The sequence below is a fragment of the Paenibacillus sp. 01T47 genome, from assembly GCF_056398245.1.
This window is the reverse complement of record NZ_JBFTPA010000021.1, coordinates 121210-140018: the sequence shown is the minus strand read 5'-3', so window position 1 is coordinate 140018 and position 18809 is coordinate 121210. Positions and strand designations below refer to the sequence as shown.

The window sequence follows — 18809 nt, the reverse complement described above, 5'->3', positions numbered from 1 at the left end:
AGCCAAGCGGTAAGGCAACGGACTTTGACTCCGTCATTCTCAGGTTCGATCCCTGAATCCCCAGCCATTTATATGCGGAAGTGGCTCAGCGGTAGAGCATCGCCTTGCCAAGGCGAGGGTCGCGGGTTCGATTCCCGTCTTCCGCTCCAATTTTACACATCCAAAACACCTTGCAATGCAGGGTGTTTTTTTGTTATGAATAAGACATTAATAATGATGAGGGGTTCGCCATGCGCAAATTAGTATTTTTTGTAGGCGGTGCAGGAGCAGGCAAGACGACATTAGCGAAAGCGCTGGCGAAGAGGCGCAGTGTGGCCATTATTGATATGGATACAGTGCTTAGACCGGCAGCTGTTGCGCTTATGACGCAGGCAGGACTTGATCCGAATGACCGGGATTCAAGTCTCTATAAGAAACTGTGCCGCGATTTAGGTTATCGCATTACGATGGATGCTGCACTTGAGAATATTGCTAATGACGGCGATATATTTGTAATTGGGCCCTTCACGAAAGAAACAGAGACCCCGGACTGGATTGAGCAGGAGCTCTTCGCAATCGGGGCCTCTTTATCAGACGTTGAGGTAAAGGTCGTATTCGTTTATCTCCGTGACGACAAGGTGCATTATGAACGAATTGTGCAAAGGGGATCTATACTCGATCAGTATAAGCTGGACAACTGGAGCGAGTTTAGTCCGTCTTTAGTGAGGAGAGAGCTGAAATGGAACATTCCAGCATCCTCAGTGCTTTATTTTGACAACTTCACGCCTCTAAACGAGCAGTCTTTAGCATCTCTGGATCAATTCGTGTATGGTGGAGACGCGTTCTAAAAGCACGAACATAACAGCAGTTGAGTACCGTATTAGCATTAAAGCTTGCTAGCCGTTAGTTGTTCGAAAAGCTCCTTCGTTCTGGCGGCGTCTTTCTCATTGAAAATAACGGTTAAACCGTCAAGCTGCATGGTAATGTACGGCGGTGAGTTTTTAAATACATATAGCTTGGCAGCACCCAGCTTCTCTAAGGAAAAGTTGCCACGGGCATATTCCGCTGTCGCTGTGCCATTTGTTCTAAATCCGCTTGGGAGCGTTTCTTCAAGCGTAATTCCCTTAACGTCACTTAAATTAAAGCTGTAATCGTATAAAGGATAATCGATGGACACGATGCCGTCCTCTTTAATAGTTAGAGTAGGAGCTGTATTGTCAGATTGCACAATAAAAGCAGTCAAAGGAATGACGATCACAAGGACCAGCACGATGCTGCCGTATTGAATCCATTTTCCGGCCCGAGTTGCCATATTGACCGTTGTTCCAATTCCAACACGCTTAGGAACCATGATCGTTTGATCATCCGGGTTGTAGTAAGTAGAGCCATTAATCCAGTAGTGGTCGTCATCGGCTACAATACTTTGGCCGTCTGTTTCGGCAAGGCTTTCTTCAACCGCCTGTATCTTGTTATGTACAAAAAAGATGCTGCACAGCGGCAAGAGGGATACCATGACAATACCAATCATCCACTGCGTAAAGCTCAGCGAGCTCCCCTGTGTTAAAATCATATAGGCAACAAAAGCATTAATGCTCTCAAAAACAGCAAGGCTAGGCCAAAGCATGGACCAATAACGACGTGCTGCGCGGTTAATAGCGGCGTTGATGTCGTGGTTTTTGCTGTATACCTTCGTCTTCATTTTGCCAAAGGCAGTGTAAATGACGAATAAGATCCCTGTCATCGCGAGTGAGGCAATCCCGGTCATTTTTAAGAGAACGTCGCTGTTAAACAAGGAAACGATAATTGGGACGACAGATAAAAGAGCGGGAATTAGGAACCAATAGGGAGAAACAAGCATCGATTTTTTGAGCTGCGTTACTTTGGCATCGATACGGATCACTCGTTTTTCTCCGACAAACCATTGTTTATCCCGTTTGAGCGCAGCGGCTTTATGATGGATTTTGTTGAAAGGAAGTTTGGATGTATACAAAAAAATTGCAAACCAAAGCAGCATGTAAGTAAAGGCCAGTGAAAAGTATTTATCGAGCAGGAAAAAAGGCACTAAGGTTATTAATGTAATGCCAGCATACACAAAATATGATTTTTTATATTTTTCTTGAAGCTGCTTCATTTCTGCATCCTCGAAGGCATGTGCAGGAAACGTAACGCCAAACAATATGTGATTGCTTGGTACGGCTTGCTTCAAAAACATAACAAGAATAGTGATGTAGGCAATAGCTGCTGGAACGATTAAAATAATATTGTTCATGAAAGGTCTCCTATTCTGGCAGGGGATGATTTTTGCTCATTGCGGCTTTAAAGATGTTCGAGCAAATGTGCATAAATTGTTCTTGCTCGATACCTTTAAGACTAGCCTCAGAAATAACAAGCTTTAATTCATGCTCCAGCTTTTGGCTAAAATCAGCTTGCTTGCTCCATTCGGTGCGTACCTTGGCCCCATGACGGCGATCAATAGATATGTATCCCTCGTTTTTGAGAAGGGCATAGGCTTTGTTCACGGTCATGGCATTTACCCCTAAATCATCAGCGAGCTGTCTTACCGTTGGCAATTTCTCCCCATAATTGAGTCCGCCTACGCCAATTCCGATGACAATTTGGTTGCGGAGCTGGACGTAGATCGGTATATCACTGTTGTAGTCAAGCGTCATAATCATCGGATCACCCCTAGCAATAAAGTATCATTTGTATTAGAGATGTTAATACAGATTATACAAAATGTCAAAATGCAGCTGAATCATTTGGACAGGCAGTCCTTGGCATGGCTATAATAAACAGAAGAAGATTTTCCTCATTTCATAAAAATATAATAAGCGATTAGCCAATAAATCTATTTTTCAAGGAGAGACGATTATGATCAGATTCGGCGTTATCGGTACAAACTGGATTACGGAGTCATTTATTTCTGCGGCGCGCGAGGTTGAAGATTTTAAACTAGCTGCTGTCTATTCGCGTTCGATAGAAACAGCGAGTACATTTGCGGAGAAACATAGTATTGCTGCTACATTTACGGATATCGAAGAGATGGCGGCAAGTGGACAAATTGATGCGGTATACATTGCTAGTCCAAACTCATTTCATGCCGCTCATGCGATTGCTTGTATGAAGCATGGCATTCATGTGCTCTGCGAGAAGCCGATCGCTTCGAATGCGAATGAGCTGCGCCAGATGATTGCGGCTGCGAAGGAAAACGGCGTGCTGCTCATGGAAGCGTTAAAGTCGACGATGCTGCCAGGGTTTAAGGCTGTTCAAGATAACATCGACAAGCTTGGAACGATACGGCGTTATTTTGCGAGCTATTGCCAGTATTCGTCTAGGTACGATGCCTATAAGGCGGGTACGGTGCTTAATGCTTTTAATCCTGTATTCTCAAACGGGGCGCTTATGGATCTTGGCATTTATTGCGTCTACCCGCTTGTAGCCTTATTTGGCAAGCCGGATGTGATTAAAGCAACTGGTGTCATGCTGGATTCTGGCGTGGATGGGGAAGGAAGCATCGTTCTTCAGTATGAGAGCATGGATGCGGTCATCATGTATTCCAAAATTACACATTCATCGCTGCCATCGGAGATTCAAGGGGAGAACGGCAGTATCGTAATCGATAAGATCAGTGAAATAGGGAAGGTTGAAATCCAATACCGCAACGGAACAAGCGAAGATATTTCGCAGCCTTCAAATAGCAAGTCGATGTACTATGAAGCGAAGGAATTTATCGAGCTGATTAAAGCTGGCCGTACGGAGTCATCCATTAACACGTTTGCAAATTCACTCGTGACGCTGGAGATTATGGATGAGGCAAGAAAGCAGATTGGACTCGTCTACCCTGCCGATGCTATAGAAACGAAATAATATAACAGGAGCGGCGTGCAGCCGCTTCTTTTTTTATATACTTATTCGTGACTAATTGCCTATTTTTCACAGCAGCCGTTGACAAAGGAATTTAATAATGTCATTATGATAATATCAAATCGAATAAATGATATGGATCGGAGTGCAGCAGCAATGGTCGAAAATGAATCCAATTACGCAGCAGATCATTACCGATCACCTGATGGCGCACCAGCAGATATCGTCATCTTTACGATCGTAACGACTGAAAGGCAAACGCCAAAGAAGGCGCTGCCTATGAGGGAGCTGCAGGTGCTGCTGATCAAGCGGAATATATGGCCCTTCGAAGGGCAGTGGGCGCTGCCAGGCGGCTTTACGATGGAAAATGAGACGGTATATGACTGTGCTATACGCGAGCTGCAAGAAGAGACAGCGGTTGAGGACGTGCATATTGAATATTTTAACGTGTATAGCACGCCTGGCCGTGATCCAAGGGGCTGGATTATCTCGCATGCTTTTCTAGCGCTCGTAAACGAATGTACACTTGAACAAAGGGCTGCGGCTGTGGATGCATCGGATGTGCAATTGTTTACAGTCGAAGAAGCGCTTCAAATGGATTTGGCGTTTGACCATAAGCAAATCTTGACCGATGCGCTGCAAGAGATTCGCAAGAAAATGCTGACTACGAAGATAGCGAAGGAGTTTCTGCCAGAGGAGTTTACGCTTAGTGAGCTGTATCAGGTAATAAAAACGGTTGTTCCTGACTTTGAGGAGAAAAATTTCATTCGCAAATTGACGTCAACGAAAAGCCGCAGCACGATTATTGAGGAGGCGACGGATACGAATGGAAATCCGAAGCAATCCAATCAATATTCGCAGCGAGCAGCGCAATTGTACCTTTTTACAAAGGAAGAGCCAAGATTGTCTATTTATAGCTGAACGCTTACGAGGAGAGTGATGTCATGCTGAAGTTTAATGGAGTAGAGCTTGGGTTAAAACAGTTTCCGAATGGGGAGACACTCATAAACGGCGATGAAATTCTAATGCATATGGCGGAATTCAACACGATCGTATGGAAATATGAGAATGATGGCGATCTGGTTAAGCTGATGTTCATCAAGAGCTATCTCGATGATCGGCGCGTTAAATGTACGTTGACCATTTATTATTTGCCGTACAGCCGAATGGATCGAGTCGAAGGTACTTCTGCTTTTACGTTAAAATATACAGCTGCCTTTATCAATAACATGAACTTTGAATCGGTAACGATTATCGAGCCGCATTCCGATGTATCGCTGGCGCTGATCGACCGCAGTATCGGCAAATATCCTACGATTCAGCTGCTTGAGCAAGTCACGAACGAAGTAGGTTTTGATTCGGAGAAGGACTATCTTTTTTTCCCAGATGCAGGGGCGCAGAAACGTTACAGCAAGGTTCAAGGCTACCAGCAGCTGGTAGGCTACAAAGCAAGAGATTTTCAGACCGGCCAAATCAAGAGTTTGGATGTCGTTGGACATACCCCGCGTGAGGGCTTTAAGGCCATCATTGTTGATGATCTTTGTTCGTATGGCGGCACGTTTATGCTTAGCGCAGAGAAGCTGAAGGCACTTGGAGCCACGCATATTTATTTACTGGTAGGACACTGCGAGCATTCGATCTATAAAGGGAAAATATTAGAAACTGATGTTATTGATAAGGTGTATACGACCGATACCATACTTCATCAAGCAGAGCATGACAAAATTCACGTATTCGCAATGGGGGGCCTATAAGATGACGCAAACATTCGTTTATCCAGCTACGCTGCTATGTGACTTTTACAAGGTGAGCCATAAAAATCAGTACCCAAAAGGAACGGAGCTCGTATATTCGACGTGGACCGCTCGCACAAGCCGACTAGATGATATTAACGAGGTTGTCGCTTTTGGCTTCCAGTCGTTTATCAAACAATATCTCATCGATTATTTTAATGAGCACTTCTTTGCAAGAACAAAGGCAGAGGTAGCGCATGAGTACAAGAGGCTCATTCAATATGCGCTTGGAGAAGCGAATCCCGATGCATCGCATATTGAGGAGCTGCACGATCTTGGATATTTGCCGATCAAGATTAAGGCGATTAAAGAAGGTGCATTAGTACCGATAAGAGTACCAATGCTGACTATTGAGAACACGAAGCCTGAATTTTTCTGGCTGACGAACTATTTGGAGACGTTGATGTCGTGCCAGCTATGGATGCCGGCTACGAGCGCTACGCTAGCTTTTGAATATCGCAAAATTTTAGAAGCCTATGCGCTGCAGACGAGCGGCGATACAGCAGGCGTACCGTTCCAAGGCCATGATTTCTCGATGCGTGGCATGGGTGCGCTTGAATCGGCGCTCGGCAGCAGCGCAGGCCATCTCCTATCGTTCACGGGAACAGATACAATACCAGCGATATTGTATTTGGAAAACTATTATAATGCGAATATAGAAAAAGAATTGGTTGGTACATCGATTCCGGCAACCGAGCATAGCGTTATGTGCGCGCACGGACGTGACGAGATGGCATCGTACCGCTATTTGATCAAAGAGGTATACCCAAATGGCTTCGTCTCGATCGTATCGGATACTTGGGATTTATGGAGTGTGCTGGACGTGGTCATTCGCGGCTTGAAGGATGACATTATGAGCAGGGACGGCAAGGTGGTCATTCGTCCCGACAGCGGAGATCCGGTCAAAATCATTTGCGGCGACCCGGATGGAGAGAGTGAATTCGAACGTAAAGGCGTTATTGAAATACTCTGGGATATTTTTGGCGGCACGGTTACGGAGAAGGGCTATAAGCAGCTAGATAGCCACATCGGGGCGATCTATGGGGATGCGATTACGATTTCGCGTTGCAAGGAAATTTGCGAGAAGCTGGCAGCAAAAGGTTTTGCATCGACGAATATGGTGTATGGGATCGGTTCGTTCACTTACCAATACAATACGCGGGATACATTTGGCTTCGCATTAAAATCGACGTTTACGATTGTGAATGGCGAGGAGCGCAAAATCTATAAGGATCCCAAAACAGATAATGGCGTGAAGAAGTCGCAGACAGGTCTTGTCCTCGTTACGGAGCAGGACGGGAAATTTGCCTATACTGACAATCTTAGCGCAGAGGAATATGAAGCTCGTAAAGCAGAGGATCAGCTGGAAGTAGTGTTTGAGGATGGGAAGCTAGTTCGCGATTTGACGCTGGCTGAAGTACGCGTGAACTTATTGGCTCATTTATAAGTTATTTATCCGTGAAAATAAGATGCTCCTTCGAGCATCTTACTTTTGGTTTATTATAAATGTGTTGACAGAAGTTGGGTGATCAGATTATTATGATGTAAATCAAATGAAAGGAGGTCGATGACAATGTTCGGACTAAATTTAGAACGTAATCATGCAACTAAATATAGCAAGTCCATTTCATCGGCCTCTACGGGGCCTGTGACTATTTTCTAAAATCTTGTATGCTGCAAGCTGCAACGATTGGGAAATAAAGGCGCAAGATTAAGCCATGGACATTTTGGGGTCCATGGCTTTTTTGTGTTCATTTGAATTTTGAGGAGATTATCGGATATGAAAGAAACGTATTATCAGCAAGTAAAGCTGCCTTCGGGGCAGGTGCATGTTTATGCAGGACCAGAGCTATTCGCGTCCTTGGATTATAAAGTGTTTGAAATGGCGAACAACAACTTACAAATACCGAATCAAGTATATATGAGCTATACGCCTGATGTGCATGTTGGTGTGGGAACCTGTATCGGTACAACAGCGGTATGGAATACGAGTGATGGCTACGTATCTCCTTCCATCGTAGGCAGCGATATCGGATGCGGAATGCGCGTACAGCTAACAAATCTGCATAAGGATGATTTGAAGGAAGTAAAGCTGCGGCGCAAGCTGGTTAAGGCTATTGAGAAATATATGCCAGTCGAGGAGCATGCAAGAGGTTACTTCTCAGATATTAGACTTGAGAATATCGTGAAGAAGGGCTTGCATGGCTTGCCGAAAAAATATATTCCAGATGCCTACACGCCGCGCAAAGCTACCTCCTTAACCCATGTGGAGAGCAGCCGCTTTGATTTTGACGAAGAGGTGCTGGATAAGTTTCCTGAAGTTGTCTGGCATCGCGCGCATCGCCAGCTCGGCACACTTGGCGGCGGCAATCATTTTGTAGAAATTCAAGCGATTGAAATTGCCGAGGAAAACAGAGAAATTGCCGAAGCATGGGGGCTGTTCGACGGCCAAGTGGTCATTATGATTCATTCCGGCTCGCGGGCTTGGGGCGGTGCGGTTAGTCAATATTGCAGCACGGACATTGCCAAAATGATGCGTCAGGAAGGCATAGGCACCGCAGATCCTAAGCTGCTATATGCGCCATTATCCCATCCGCTCGGCCAAACGTATGTCAACCTCATGTACTCGGCCTTGAATTATGCGGTCGTGAATCGCCACCTGATTGCATACGCTGTCCGGGAGGCGGGCAAGGATGTGTTCGGCTCTAAATTCGAGCTGCGCACATTGTATGATCTCATGCATAACTACGCATGGGAGGAAGAACAGGATGAGCAATCCTATTTCATTCATCGCAAGGGTGCAACAAGAGCGCTGCCGGCAGGACATCCGGATAACCCTGAGCCTTATCGGAGCACGGGGCATCCGGCGCTCATACCAGGATCGATGGGTACTGCCTCTTACATTATGGTCGGAAGTGCTGAAGGAAAAGCGAATCATTATTCCATCTGTCATGGCGCAGGTCGAATCAGGTCACGGAACGCAACGAAGCAGCTCGTATCGGTAGAAGAGGTCGCTATTGCAATGCGTGTAGGCACGGATGATGAAATCGTCGTAAACCAGCGCTCTATGGAGTCGCTGGTCGATGAATCACCGCAGGCATACAAGGATGTAGATCAAATCATTGAGAGTGTAGTCGGAGCCGGGCTTGCGCAGGTCGTAGCAAAATGCAAACCGTTAGCTGCTGTCAAAGGAACGTAAATAAAGGAAAAGAAGGGGGACGAGGAGAATGTTTAACCAATATCTAGAAGTACAGTTAGTTAACGTAAATGATGAACAATCCAATTCTTTTAATTTAAGCAAAGAGAATAGCTCCACTCCTCGGACCCGTTGTTTGGTATTTGAAGGGAAGCGTGTACTGACCTCGTGTTAGCTGCATTGCTGACTATTCTTTTTCCTAGACTATGGACGATCTTGTCCATGGTCTTTTTTTTTGCAAGAAGAAGCTGAGTAAAGGAGTGTCTAGAATGACCAACATACATGAAAATATTTTGCTGGAACTGGGTAAAATCGAGCGGGAGGAACAGGTTCGCATCGTTTACGCGTGCGAATCAGGAAGCAGGGCTTGGGGTTTCCCTTCTAAGGACAGCGATTACGACGTGCGATTTATTTACGTCAGGCCGGTGGAATGGTATTTATCGATATTTGACAAAAGAGATGTAATCGAACGGCCTATAAGTGATCTTCTCGATATTAACGGCTGGGATTTGCGCAAAGCGCTTAATCTGTTTCGCAAGTCGAATCCGCCTCTGCTCGAATGGCTGCAATCACCGATTCCATACTTTACGAAATACTCAGTAGCCAAACAAATCCGAAGTGTCTCTCCGTTATCTTTCTCGCCGAAGTCGTGCATGTACCATTATCTCCATATGGCTAAAGGGAACTACCGAGAGTATCTGCAAGGCGAGCAAGTGAAAATAAAAAAGTATTTTTATGTGTTAAGGCCGATTCTTGCTTGCGGCTGGATTGCGAAGTACAACTCGATGCCTCCAATCGAATTTGATCGTTTAGTAGAGGCGCTTATTCCTGAGCAGAGCGAGCTGAGGGCTACGGTTGAACAATTGCTGCGCAGGAAAAAAGCGGGCGACGAGCTCGATTATGAGCCTAGGCTGCAAGTTATTAACTCCTATTTGGAGGAGCGAATGGTTCATTTTGAACAAATCGCACTCGAAATGGGTCAAGGAGGAACTGCGCAGGACAATCAGCTTGATGACTTGTTCCGCAGAGCATTACAAGAGGTTTGGGATTAAATAGTGTTGCTTTTAATTGACAGGTAAGGGGAAGTTAAGGATGGCTATCGTGCAAGTGAAATCGACGAACCCAAGCTTTTCGTTCGTCATCAGAAAAAATCCGGGGTCAGGCATGCTGCTGCGCGCCGTTCGCAAAGGAATGGCCTACGGCTGGTATACCGATGAAGGAACCTTCAACGTTTACTTCAAGGATGCCGACAATGAGGTTTCATACAAGCAGCATAGGCAGGACCAATTTGAGTACCTCAATGTATCGCGATATAATACGCCGCTCTTTGTACTGGGAGCGATTAATGAATTTTTTGCAGCGCCGCTTAAAGCGCAGCATTCGAGTGACACGGAGCAATACGAGCATACCTTCCATATCAATATGATTCATATTGAGCTCTTGCGTTATATTCATTTTTTTGAGAAGCATCTTACCGACTATACATTTGAAGCAGTACATCTGGCGCATAAGAGCTATTCGCTTACCATTAAGACGCATAAATCGTTATATGAGCTTATGCATGTCGTTAGTGTGCTTTGTCTCTTCCTTTCGATGTTCAGCGACGAATACATCGATATTTCTGATGATGTGTTGATTAAATATGTGAAGAGTATCCAAATTATCGACGCACCCTTTTATATACGAAGCTTGTTTGCCCGCAATTTTCTAGCTTCAAGAGATCGGTTCAAGAAATATAAAGAAGAGCTGGAGAAAACAGATCGTTATGCGGTTCAATTGGCCTTCGGCGGGACGGCTCAGCAGCGGAGAAGCTATATCGGAAGCGTGCTTCCGTTCAATAAGGCCATTCTCGATGTTGGCTGCGGAGAAGGCTTCTATGCGATTCCATTTGCATCCAAAATTGAAGACAGCTACTACGCGGTTGATATCCATGAGCCGCTGCTAGAGGTGGTAGAGCGGAAGGCGAAAGCAAAGGAACTGGACAACATCGCTACCTTTCCTTCCATTGAACATTTTCTAGAGGCTTATAACGGCGAGCAGGTGGATGTCATTTTGACCGAGGTTATTGAGCATATGAGTCTAAATGAGGCAGCTGTTCTGATACGGCAAATATGCGAACATGTTGATTTTGATTATTTTGTGCTGACAACACCTAATGCAGAGTTTAATGCTTATTATGAGCTGGAAGACTTCCGGCATGATGACCATAAATGGGAGCTTGGGCGAGCGGAATTTCAAGAGTGGCTGCTCGAAACGATTAAAGATCAATCCGTGGAAAGCCAATATGTCGCAATCGGCGATGGAGTGAACGGTATACAAACGACGCAGGGTGCGATTTTGCGGAAGAGGAGAGAGTAGCGTCAATGGAAATGAGAACGAGAGTCCATACGATTTTTATGCTGATTGGCACGACGGAATGCGGGAAAACAGCCTTTGCAAATGAAGTGCTGATGCCGCAGCTGCGATTTAGGGATGACAGCAAGGGCATGAATGCGAACGTGCAATATATTTCATCCGATAGCATTAGACAAGAGCTTCTAGGCTCTGATTATGATAAATATGATCAAATCATGCTTGAAGCGAGCGATCAGGCTTTCCGCCTTTTGTTCGAGAAGCTGCGGCTGGTCACTACTTTCCCCATCAATGCGGAATTTGTTGTCGTGGATACAACAGGTTTGTCGGAGGATTTCCGGGCGAGAGTGAGGGAGGTTGCAAAGGAAAATAACTACAACCTTGAAGTCGTGCTGTTTGATTACAAGAAGCGGGATGATTATTATTCATCGGAGCGTTCGAAGAAACTGATAACGAGCCACATTAATCGTTTGCGCAAGGACGTGCTTGGTTCGCTCTCGAGGGAGAAATATAGCAAAGTTCATAAGGTGCGGGCTAAAGATTTTTATTCCCCTATGGATAAGGTTGCGAATCCGGATTATAAGATTATAATCGAGGATGCTGCTGAGTATTTGGACGTTTTTTTACCGCTGGACCAGAAGACGATTATCGTCGGTGACGTTCACGAATGTGTGGATGAGCTGAAGGCTTTGCTCGTTAGCCATGGGTTTCAACTAGAGGGCAATGTATTGGTTGAGACAGGAAAGGTCAGCGGTACAAAAGTATTGCTCGTTGGAGATTGGATCGATAAGGGAAGCCGCACTAAGGAAATCATTGATTTCCTATATACGAATCAGGATAAGTTTTTGTTTGTGCTTGGCAATCATGAAAACTTCGTCCATAAATATATGCGTGGTGAAATCAAAGGTGTGGAAGAGGAGCTGCTGCATGCCTACTTCGATTCGACTGAGGTGCTGAGAGGCGATGCTGAGCTGCTTCAGAAGTTTAATCATCTCGTATCGCTGTCGAAGCCTTTCTACAGAATGGTAGGAAAATCAGGACCATCCTATTATGTGACTCACGCGCCATGCGAGAACAAATATATTGGCAAGCTGGATGTGAATTCGATCCGTCATCAGCGCAATTTTAGACTCGACCGATCGGCGCCGATTGAAGCACAGCTTGCGTTTCTGAAGCGGGATGCAGCAGGAAACCAGCCGTATCATGTTTTTGGACATGTGGCTGCTAAACAAGCATTTCGGATCAGAAATAAAATCCATTTGGATTCAGGCGCAGTTCACGGCAATCTGCTAACCTCGGTTTCTCTGTCGGTGAAGCCGACTTTCAAATCACAGAAATCGGCAATAGCCGGCATGGAAGGCGAGCTTCCTGCTCTCTTCAAAGAGGAACGCAAAGTATCGCTGCAGGAGCTGGATGATGATGAAGCCCGCAGATTGCAGTATTGCTCGCGCAATAAAATTAACTTTATTTCAGGAACCATGTCTCCTGCAGATAAGGATGAAGCGGCGGGTGAGCTGGAATCGCTGAGGAAAGGGCTGAACTATTTTATGGAGCGCGGTGTTAAAGAGGTCGTGCTGCAGCCCAAATATATGGGATCACGCTGCAATGTTTATTTGCATGCAGATATCGAGCAATGTTTTGCAGTGAGCCGCAATGGGTACAAAATAAATAAGGTTGACCTAACCGCTGTTTATGAGCGACTGCTGCAAAGATTCGGAAGCTACATGAAGGAAAACGATATATCGATGCTTCTGCTGGATGGCGAGCTTTTGCCATGGGAGGCGCTGGGAGAAGGTCTCATCGAAAAGCAGTTTAAGCCAATTGAGAAGGGGCTTGAGACAGAGCTTGCTTTCCTGAAGGCGAATGGATTCGAGGAAGCGTTCGGAAAGCTTGCGCATGATTTCAAGGAAAGTGGTTTTGAAAAGGATCAGTTTCACCTTAGCAAAGGGGCTATTAATGAGAAATATGGCCTAGCCGTCTACCAAAACTTTAAACATGTTCATTCTATTCTTGAGAAAAACAGGCCAATTGATGAGCATATCAAAGCATATGAAACGTATAAGAGGCAGCTGGAGCTGTATGCCGAGGCTGGGGAGCTTGAATACAAGCCATTTTCGCTGCTTAAGATCGTATACGTAGACGGAAGCGAGCAGCTGCCAGCGTGGAAAACCTCGGAGATGTATCGTTTCCTCTCTGACGATCCATTCATCACGCTTGTTCTGTCTGATGAGGAGAGCTATGAGCTTGCAGAAAAATATTTCTACACGCTTACGGTAGACAATCATATGGAAGGTGTCGTGATTAAGCCGGAGATGCCTCAGCCGTACACGGTTCCCTATATGAAAGTGCGCAATAAGGAATACATGTCTATTATTTACGGTTATGATTATAGATTTCCGCACAAGTACAATAAGCTCATCAAGCAAAAAAATATTACGCAAAAGCTTCGTACATCATTTAACGAGTACCGGCTAGGACAGCATATGCTTGCGATTCCTTTTGCTGAAATTGCCCCGGAAAACGATGGATATCAAGCGGCTGTTGCGAATCTTTTGTTTGAGGTTGCCAAAGAGAAGGAAATCGATCCTAGATTGTAAATCATCAATATACCAAACCTCCCAAAATGGGAGGTTTTTCTACATCATTCGACCTATTATGAAATTGGTTATGGTATATATCGGAATAATATGGAATACTGGTATATGTAAAAAGTCCTAGTAAAAAGCAAAGTTGTCGAAAGACAATGACGCAAAGCCAACAGGCCTAAAGGAAATTTCCAAAGGTGGCTGGGTTGCCAAAAGGATGAGTGATAACATACCTATATCCTCTCCTTAAAAACTTCAGGTTACCGCCTACGTTATGAATAAGAGGGGATATTTAGCAATGAAACAAATGATTAAACGTTTTAATGGCAATGTTAATGTTGGTAGTTTTAATATTGTTCAAAAGTTAGCTAATTTAGGATACTGGGAGTTTGACCATATTCGCAGAGAAGCATCCTGGTCGAATCAAATGTTCGAAATATATGGTATGAAATCTGATTTCTCGATGACGATTGAACAATTTTTTGAGTTCGTGCATCCCGAAGATCGTGAGCGCGTTAATGAGCAGTTCCACCTTGCAATTGAATCAAAAAAGGAAAGCGTTTCCGAGTACAGAATCGTTCGTCAGGGCGGTGAAGTTAGACATGTGGTGGAAAACATTACGTTCATACGGAATGCCGAAAACGAGATATTGTTGACGATAGGCATGATTCAGGATGTTACGGAAAATAAAAAAATACAGCATCGCCTCACACTAGAAGAGCAGCTTTATAAATCGATATTTGAAAACAATCCTGATGCTGTCTTTTCTTTAGACGCACAAGGGCGTTTTTTGTCATGCAATTCAGTGCTTGAGCAACTTTTTGGATATACGAAAGAGGAAATTATTAATGATAGTTTTCATAAATTTGTAGATGCCGCAGCGCTGGATAAAACGATTCAATATTTTGAGCAAACGGTCAAGACGCTGAATCCTCAAAACTATGATACGACAGGCATTACGAGAACAGGGCAAACGGTCGAATTTAATGTGACCAATATTCCAATCATTATTAATAAAAAGCTTATCGGTGTCTACGGCATTGCCAAGGATATTACGCAGCAAAAAATGATTGAGCAGTCGTTGACTGAGACCGAATTAAAATACCGCAGTATTGTCGAGCAATCCATTGTCGGTATTTTTGTCGCGCAGAAAAACAACTTCGTTTATTCAAATGATCAGCTCAATAAAATGTTCGGTTATGACTCCTTGATCGGTATGGATATTATACAGACGATTCATCCCTCAGACCGTGAAGCCGTCGTTAATCAGCTAACGAAGTTACAGGAGGGGCAGTCTTTATCTAATTTCTGCCACAGAGCCATTAAACAAGATGGGACGAATATTCATTGCGAAGTGCACTATAATCAAGTGTCAAATATGGGTGAGCAAGCGATCGTTGGCGTAGTCCTTGATATTACGGATCGAAGCAAGGCTGAGGAATTAAATCAATATTTGGCTTACCACGATTATTTAACGGAGATGCCAAATCGCAGAATGTTTGAAGACCAGCTAGATAAGCAGCTAAGGGTAAGCGAGTATTTTAAGCAGAGGCTGGCGATCATGCTGATTGACGTGGATCGTTTCAAATATGTAAATGATACGCTTGGGCATCCGATTGGGGATGAGCTGCTGAAACAAATCGCCTTTCGATTGATGAGCAATTTACGTGATGGCCAAACCGTATTCCGACTTGGCGGAGACGAATTTGCAATTATTATAGCTGATGTAAAGCAGCAAAACGAAATCAAGGATATGGCAGCTACTATTATTAAGCTTATCAATGAGCAATTTTTGATAGAAGGATATGAGCTGAATGTAACTGCAAGTATTGGAATCAGTCAATCGCCTGGCGATGGGAGCTCGGTGGAGCAGTTGATGAAAAACGCGAATGCGGCTCTTTATCATGCGAAGTCCAGAGGCAGCAACCAATCACAGTGCTATTCCGCTTCTTTAAATGTGCAATCATTCAAATTGTTTTCACTCAGCAATGATTTGCGTAAAGCGCAGGAAAGAGGAGAGCTGTTCCTTCATTATATGCCTCGCGTACATTCGCAAACGATGGAAATTGTTGGCGTTGAGGCGCTGCTGCGCTGGAATCATCCGGATTGGGGATTGGTTGCTCCGTCTGAATTCATACCGATCGCAGAGGAAACGGGGCTTATTGTATCGATAGGAGAATGGGTGCTTCGCGAAGCCTGTATGCAGCATAAACGGTGGCAGAGCTTAGGCCTGCCTTCGGTTACGCTGTCGGTTAACTTTTCGGTGCAGCAGCTTCTTCAGCAAAATATATTGCATACCATCGATCAGATCATCGAGGAGACAGGAATTTCCCAAGATCGATTGGAAATTGAAATAACGGAAAGCTCTTTTATTAGCAATGAGAATGCGGTGACTGAATTGCTGCTGGAGCTGAAGAAAAGAAAAATCAAAGTATCGCTTGATGATTTTGGAACCGGCTATTCCTCTCTTTATTTATTGAAGCGCTTGGCACTCGATACGATCAAAATTGATCGGTCATTTATCGAGGAGTTGATGACGGATCGGAGAAATAAAAGCATTATCGAATGCATTATTCAATTGGCTGGCGAGCTGGGCATGCAGGTGGTGGCTGAAGGCGTTGAAACGAAGGAGCAATTCAACTATTTACGCGAGCAGCGATGCGATGAAATCCAAGGTTATTATTTCAGTCGTCCTGTAGAGCCGGACAGCATCGTACAACTTTTGAGCCGAAGATCTTGTAAAGAGCCTGCTTTATTTATGCCAAGTAAAGAGGTGCTCGTTAATCGGAGAAAAAGCTTTCGAATCGATTTGAAGCATTGTCTATTGGCAGAGATGACCATTACGATGTTCAAAGGTAGCAGTGTGAAGCTTGGGAGTACAGAGGTGTTTGTTCGAAACATCGGACCAGGCGGGCTCCGGTTTATAGTCGGTGTGAAGCTGCCCGTTAACAGCGATATTCTCTTGATGTTTAAGACGAAAATTCTTGATCAAATGTATGTGCTATTCGGATTTATCGTTTGGTACAATGAACTGGGCAAAGACATTTATGAATATGGTGTGCAATTTCAATTAAAAGAAAAGCAGCAGGATGAGCTCGTCAATACGCTTAATTTCCTAGCCATTAAGCAGCGTGATGGCATGCTTCCTCAAACACAGGTGTATGTGGGAGATCCGATACTCCGGATTAAGGAATTGAAAAAACATAATTAAAAATGAGATGGAAAAAGCATTTTACATTCGGTAAAACCGGGGCGTGAAATGCTTTTTTTGTGCAACATAAAAGTTTTGCCGCATCGGTCTTTGGGTAAAAGGAAATAGTAGTTATTGAAAAGGAGGATGTGCGCTTGAAACTTACACCGGAACAAAGAATTCAGCTGCATGGCTTTAATAATTTAACGAAGTCACTCAGCTTCAATATGTATGATGTGTGTTATACAAGAACGAAAGAAGAGCGTGAAGCATATATCGCCTATATAGACGAACAATATAATTCGGATAGGCTGACGAATATTTTGGAAACGGTATCGGATATTATTGGAGCGCATGTGCTTAATATTGCAAAGCAGGATTATGAGCCGCAGGGTGCCAGCGTTACTTTGCTCGTATCGGAAGGGCCGGTAATTGGCGGACCCAATGAGTCGTTTGAAGAATCGCCGGGTCCCTTGCCTGATTCCGTAGTGATGCATTTGGATAAAAGCCATATAACGGTTCATACGTATCCGGAATATCATCCGAACGAAGGGATAAGCACGTTCCGCGCAGATATTGATGTATCGACCTGCGGCGAGATCTCACCGCTTAAAGCGCTGAACTATCTGATCCATTCATTTGATACCGATATTATGACACTGGATTATCGTGTGAGAGGTTTCACGCGCGACATTAATGGTTATAAACTTTTTATTGATCATGATATTAACTCGATTCAGAACTACATACCGAAGAAGGAATCTCTTTTGTATGACATGATCGACGTTAATATTTATCAAGAAAATGTGTTTCATACCAAATGCAAGCTGAAGCAATTTGATTTGAACAACTATTTGTTCGGCTATACGAAGGATTCGTTGTCAACCATAGAGCAAGAGGAAATTACGAGAAGATTAAAGACCGAGATGGATGAAATCTTTTATGGAAAAAATATAAGGAGCTGATTTTCTCATGTCTAAATCGTCATCACAAAAAAATATTAACCCGCCGCAGCACCAAAACCGTCAACCGGGCATTGAATCCGAGATGAAGCCGCTGCCGATTTTTGAATTGGATTCATATAAAGCGGCAGGCAAGCTGAAAGGGAAGACGGCTATTATTACGGGTGGAGATAGCGGCATTGGCCGCGCGGTAGCCGTTGCTTTTGCCAAAGAGGGCGCGGATTTAGCGATCGTATATTTGAATGAGCATGACGATGCAGAGAAGACGAAGGAAGTTGTAGAGAAAGCTGGCGTGAAATGTTTGCTTATAGCTGGCGACGTCGGCGAAGAGGATTTTTGCAAAAGTGTCATCGAGCAGACGATTAAGGAGTACGGCAAGCTGGATATTTTGGTGAATAATGCGGCAGAGCAGCATGTGCAGCAGAAGCTTGAGGATATTACATCCGATCAGCTTGTGGCTACGTTCCGTACGAATGTGTTCAGCATGTTCTATTTGACGATCGTCGCTTTGCCGCATTTGAAGGCATCCAGCTCCATCATCAATACGGCATCTATAACGGCATACAAAGGCAATCCGACGTTAATTGATTACTCCGCTACAAAAGGAGCGATCGTTTCCTTTACGCGCGCATTGTCAGTGAATTTGGCTGAGCAAGGCATTCGTGTTAACGGTGTAGCTCCCGGACCGATCTGGACGCCGCTTATTCCAGCGACATTCGATGAACAGTCCGTAGCCACTTTTGGCTCAGATACACCGATGAAACGACCAGGACAGCCGCATGAGTTAGCAGCTGCCTATGTCTACCTAGCTTGTGATGATTCCAGTTATATGTCAGGCCAAATGCTGCATATTAACGGCGGAGAAGTTGTAAACGGGTAAAGTAAGTA

14 protein-coding genes, 1 tRNA gene and 1 riboswitch are annotated in these 18809 nt (G+C 44.5%); of the genes, 13 read left to right on the top strand and 2 right to left on the bottom strand.

From position 1 onward, the window contains the following. Positions 1 to 74: 74 nt before the first annotated feature. Both AC1DOV_RS29375 and AC1DOV_RS29370 read left to right on the top strand, forming a co-directional pair. Positions 75 to 149, top strand: a tRNA-Gly gene (locus AC1DOV_RS29375). Positions 150 to 230: 81 nt separating this feature from the next. Continuing rightward, complete coding sequence (locus AC1DOV_RS29370) at positions 231 to 827, top strand: P-loop nucleotide/nucleoside kinase family protein (RefSeq protein WP_477551730.1); 597 nt, start codon at positions 231 to 233, stop codon at positions 825 to 827. Between the two features lie 38 nt (positions 828 to 865). On the opposite strand, the gene AC1DOV_RS29365 is transcribed toward AC1DOV_RS29370, so the two are convergent. Together AC1DOV_RS29365 and AC1DOV_RS29360 are read right to left on the bottom strand one after the other, a co-directional pair. Continuing rightward, complete coding sequence (locus AC1DOV_RS29365; protein WP_477551729.1) at positions 866 to 2248, bottom strand: DUF5808 domain-containing protein; 1383 nt, start codon at positions 2246 to 2248, stop codon at positions 866 to 868. 10 nt (positions 2249 to 2258) lie between these two features. Continuing rightward, positions 2259 to 2654, bottom strand: a complete 396-nt coding sequence (locus AC1DOV_RS29360; protein WP_441911767.1) for a GntR family transcriptional regulator — start codon at positions 2652 to 2654, stop codon at positions 2259 to 2261. Positions 2655 to 2850: 196 nt separating this feature from the next. On the opposite strand from AC1DOV_RS29360, the gene AC1DOV_RS29355 reads away from it, so the two are divergent. The 11 genes from AC1DOV_RS29355 to AC1DOV_RS29305 all read left to right on the top strand — a co-directional run bounded on the left by AC1DOV_RS29355 (position 2851) and on the right by AC1DOV_RS29305 (position 18801). Beyond that, a complete protein-coding gene (locus AC1DOV_RS29355) occupies positions 2851 to 3846 on the top strand; it encodes a Gfo/Idh/MocA family protein (RefSeq protein ID WP_477551728.1) in 996 nt (331 codons plus the stop codon). 153 nt (positions 3847 to 3999) lie between these two features. Then, positions 4000 to 4764 (top strand): NUDIX domain-containing protein, encoded by a 765-nt coding sequence (locus tag AC1DOV_RS29350; RefSeq protein WP_477551727.1) that lies wholly within the window; start codon positions 4000 to 4002, stop codon positions 4762 to 4764. 23 nt (positions 4765 to 4787) lie between these two features. Further along, entirely contained in the window at positions 4788 to 5597 is an 810-nt protein-coding gene (locus tag AC1DOV_RS29345) for a ribose-phosphate pyrophosphokinase (protein WP_441877549.1), read from the top strand. 1 nt (position 5598) lies between these two features. Next, positions 5599 to 7083 (top strand): nicotinate phosphoribosyltransferase, encoded by a 1485-nt coding sequence (locus AC1DOV_RS29340; protein ID WP_477551726.1) that lies wholly within the window; start codon positions 5599 to 5601, stop codon positions 7081 to 7083. 333 nt (positions 7084 to 7416) lie between these two features. Then, positions 7417 to 8835 (top strand): RtcB family protein, encoded by a 1419-nt coding sequence (locus tag AC1DOV_RS29335; RefSeq protein WP_477551725.1) that lies wholly within the window; start codon positions 7417 to 7419, stop codon positions 8833 to 8835. A 203-nt stretch (positions 8836 to 9038) separates the two neighbouring features. Further along, a complete protein-coding gene (locus AC1DOV_RS29330) occupies positions 9039 to 9884 on the top strand; it encodes a nucleotidyltransferase domain-containing protein (RefSeq protein ID WP_477551724.1) in 846 nt (281 codons plus the stop codon). 40 nt (positions 9885 to 9924) lie between these two features. Next, positions 9925 to 11190, top strand: coding sequence for a methyltransferase domain-containing protein (locus AC1DOV_RS29325; RefSeq protein ID WP_477551723.1), 1266 nt, complete (start codon positions 9925 to 9927; stop codon positions 11188 to 11190). A gap of 5 nt (positions 11191 to 11195) precedes the next feature. Then, positions 11196 to 13781 carry a metallophosphoesterase gene (locus tag AC1DOV_RS29320; RefSeq protein ID WP_477551722.1) on the top strand — a complete coding sequence of 862 codons (2586 nt, stop codon included), beginning with the start codon at positions 11196 to 11198 and terminating at the stop codon, positions 13779 to 13781. Between the two features lie 116 nt (positions 13782 to 13897). Next, a riboswitch (cyclic di-GMP riboswitch) is annotated at positions 13898 to 13983 on the top strand. 84 nt (positions 13984 to 14067) lie between these two features. Then, a complete protein-coding gene (locus AC1DOV_RS29315) occupies positions 14068 to 16980 on the top strand; it encodes an EAL domain-containing protein (RefSeq protein ID WP_477551721.1) in 2913 nt (970 codons plus the stop codon). Positions 16981 to 17114: 134 nt separating this feature from the next. Continuing rightward, positions 17115 to 17924, top strand: coding sequence for an adenosylmethionine decarboxylase (gene speD, locus AC1DOV_RS29310; protein ID WP_076271701.1), 810 nt, complete (start codon positions 17115 to 17117; stop codon positions 17922 to 17924). Positions 17925 to 17931: 7 nt separating this feature from the next. Then, positions 17932 to 18801 carry an SDR family oxidoreductase gene (locus AC1DOV_RS29305; protein ID WP_477551720.1) on the top strand — a complete coding sequence of 290 codons (870 nt, stop codon included), beginning with the start codon at positions 17932 to 17934 and terminating at the stop codon, positions 18799 to 18801. Positions 18802 to 18809: the final 8 nt, after the last annotated feature.

Bases quoted from the DNA above. Each gene is read 5' to 3' on its own strand.
- AC1DOV_RS29370 (WP_477551730.1), top strand. From the start codon at position 231: ATGCGCAAATTAGTATTTTTTGTAGGCGGTGCAGGAGCAGGCAAGACG.
- AC1DOV_RS29365 (WP_477551729.1), bottom strand. From the start codon at position 2,248: ATGAACAATATTATTTTAATCGTTCCAGCAGCTATTGCCTACATCACT.
- AC1DOV_RS29360 (WP_441911767.1), bottom strand. From the start codon at position 2,654: ATGATTATGACGCTTGACTACAACAGTGATATACCGATCTACGTCCAG.
- AC1DOV_RS29355 (WP_477551728.1), top strand. From the start codon at position 2,851: ATGATCAGATTCGGCGTTATCGGTACAAACTGGATTACGGAGTCATTT.
- AC1DOV_RS29350 (WP_477551727.1), top strand. From the start codon at position 4,000: ATGGTCGAAAATGAATCCAATTACGCAGCAGATCATTACCGATCACCT.
- AC1DOV_RS29345 (WP_441877549.1), top strand. From the start codon at position 4,788: ATGCTGAAGTTTAATGGAGTAGAGCTTGGGTTAAAACAGTTTCCGAAT.
- AC1DOV_RS29340 (WP_477551726.1), top strand. From the start codon at position 5,599: ATGACGCAAACATTCGTTTATCCAGCTACGCTGCTATGTGACTTTTAC.
- AC1DOV_RS29335 (WP_477551725.1), top strand. From the start codon at position 7,417: ATGAAAGAAACGTATTATCAGCAAGTAAAGCTGCCTTCGGGGCAGGTG.
- AC1DOV_RS29330 (WP_477551724.1), top strand. From the start codon at position 9,039: ATGGACGATCTTGTCCATGGTCTTTTTTTTTGCAAGAAGAAGCTGAGT.
- AC1DOV_RS29325 (WP_477551723.1), top strand. From the start codon at position 9,925: ATGGCTATCGTGCAAGTGAAATCGACGAACCCAAGCTTTTCGTTCGTC.
- AC1DOV_RS29320 (WP_477551722.1), top strand. From the start codon at position 11,196: ATGGAAATGAGAACGAGAGTCCATACGATTTTTATGCTGATTGGCACG.
- AC1DOV_RS29315 (WP_477551721.1), top strand. From the start codon at position 14,068: ATGAAACAAATGATTAAACGTTTTAATGGCAATGTTAATGTTGGTAGT.
- AC1DOV_RS29305 (WP_477551720.1), top strand. From the start codon at position 17,932: ATGTCTAAATCGTCATCACAAAAAAATATTAACCCGCCGCAGCACCAA.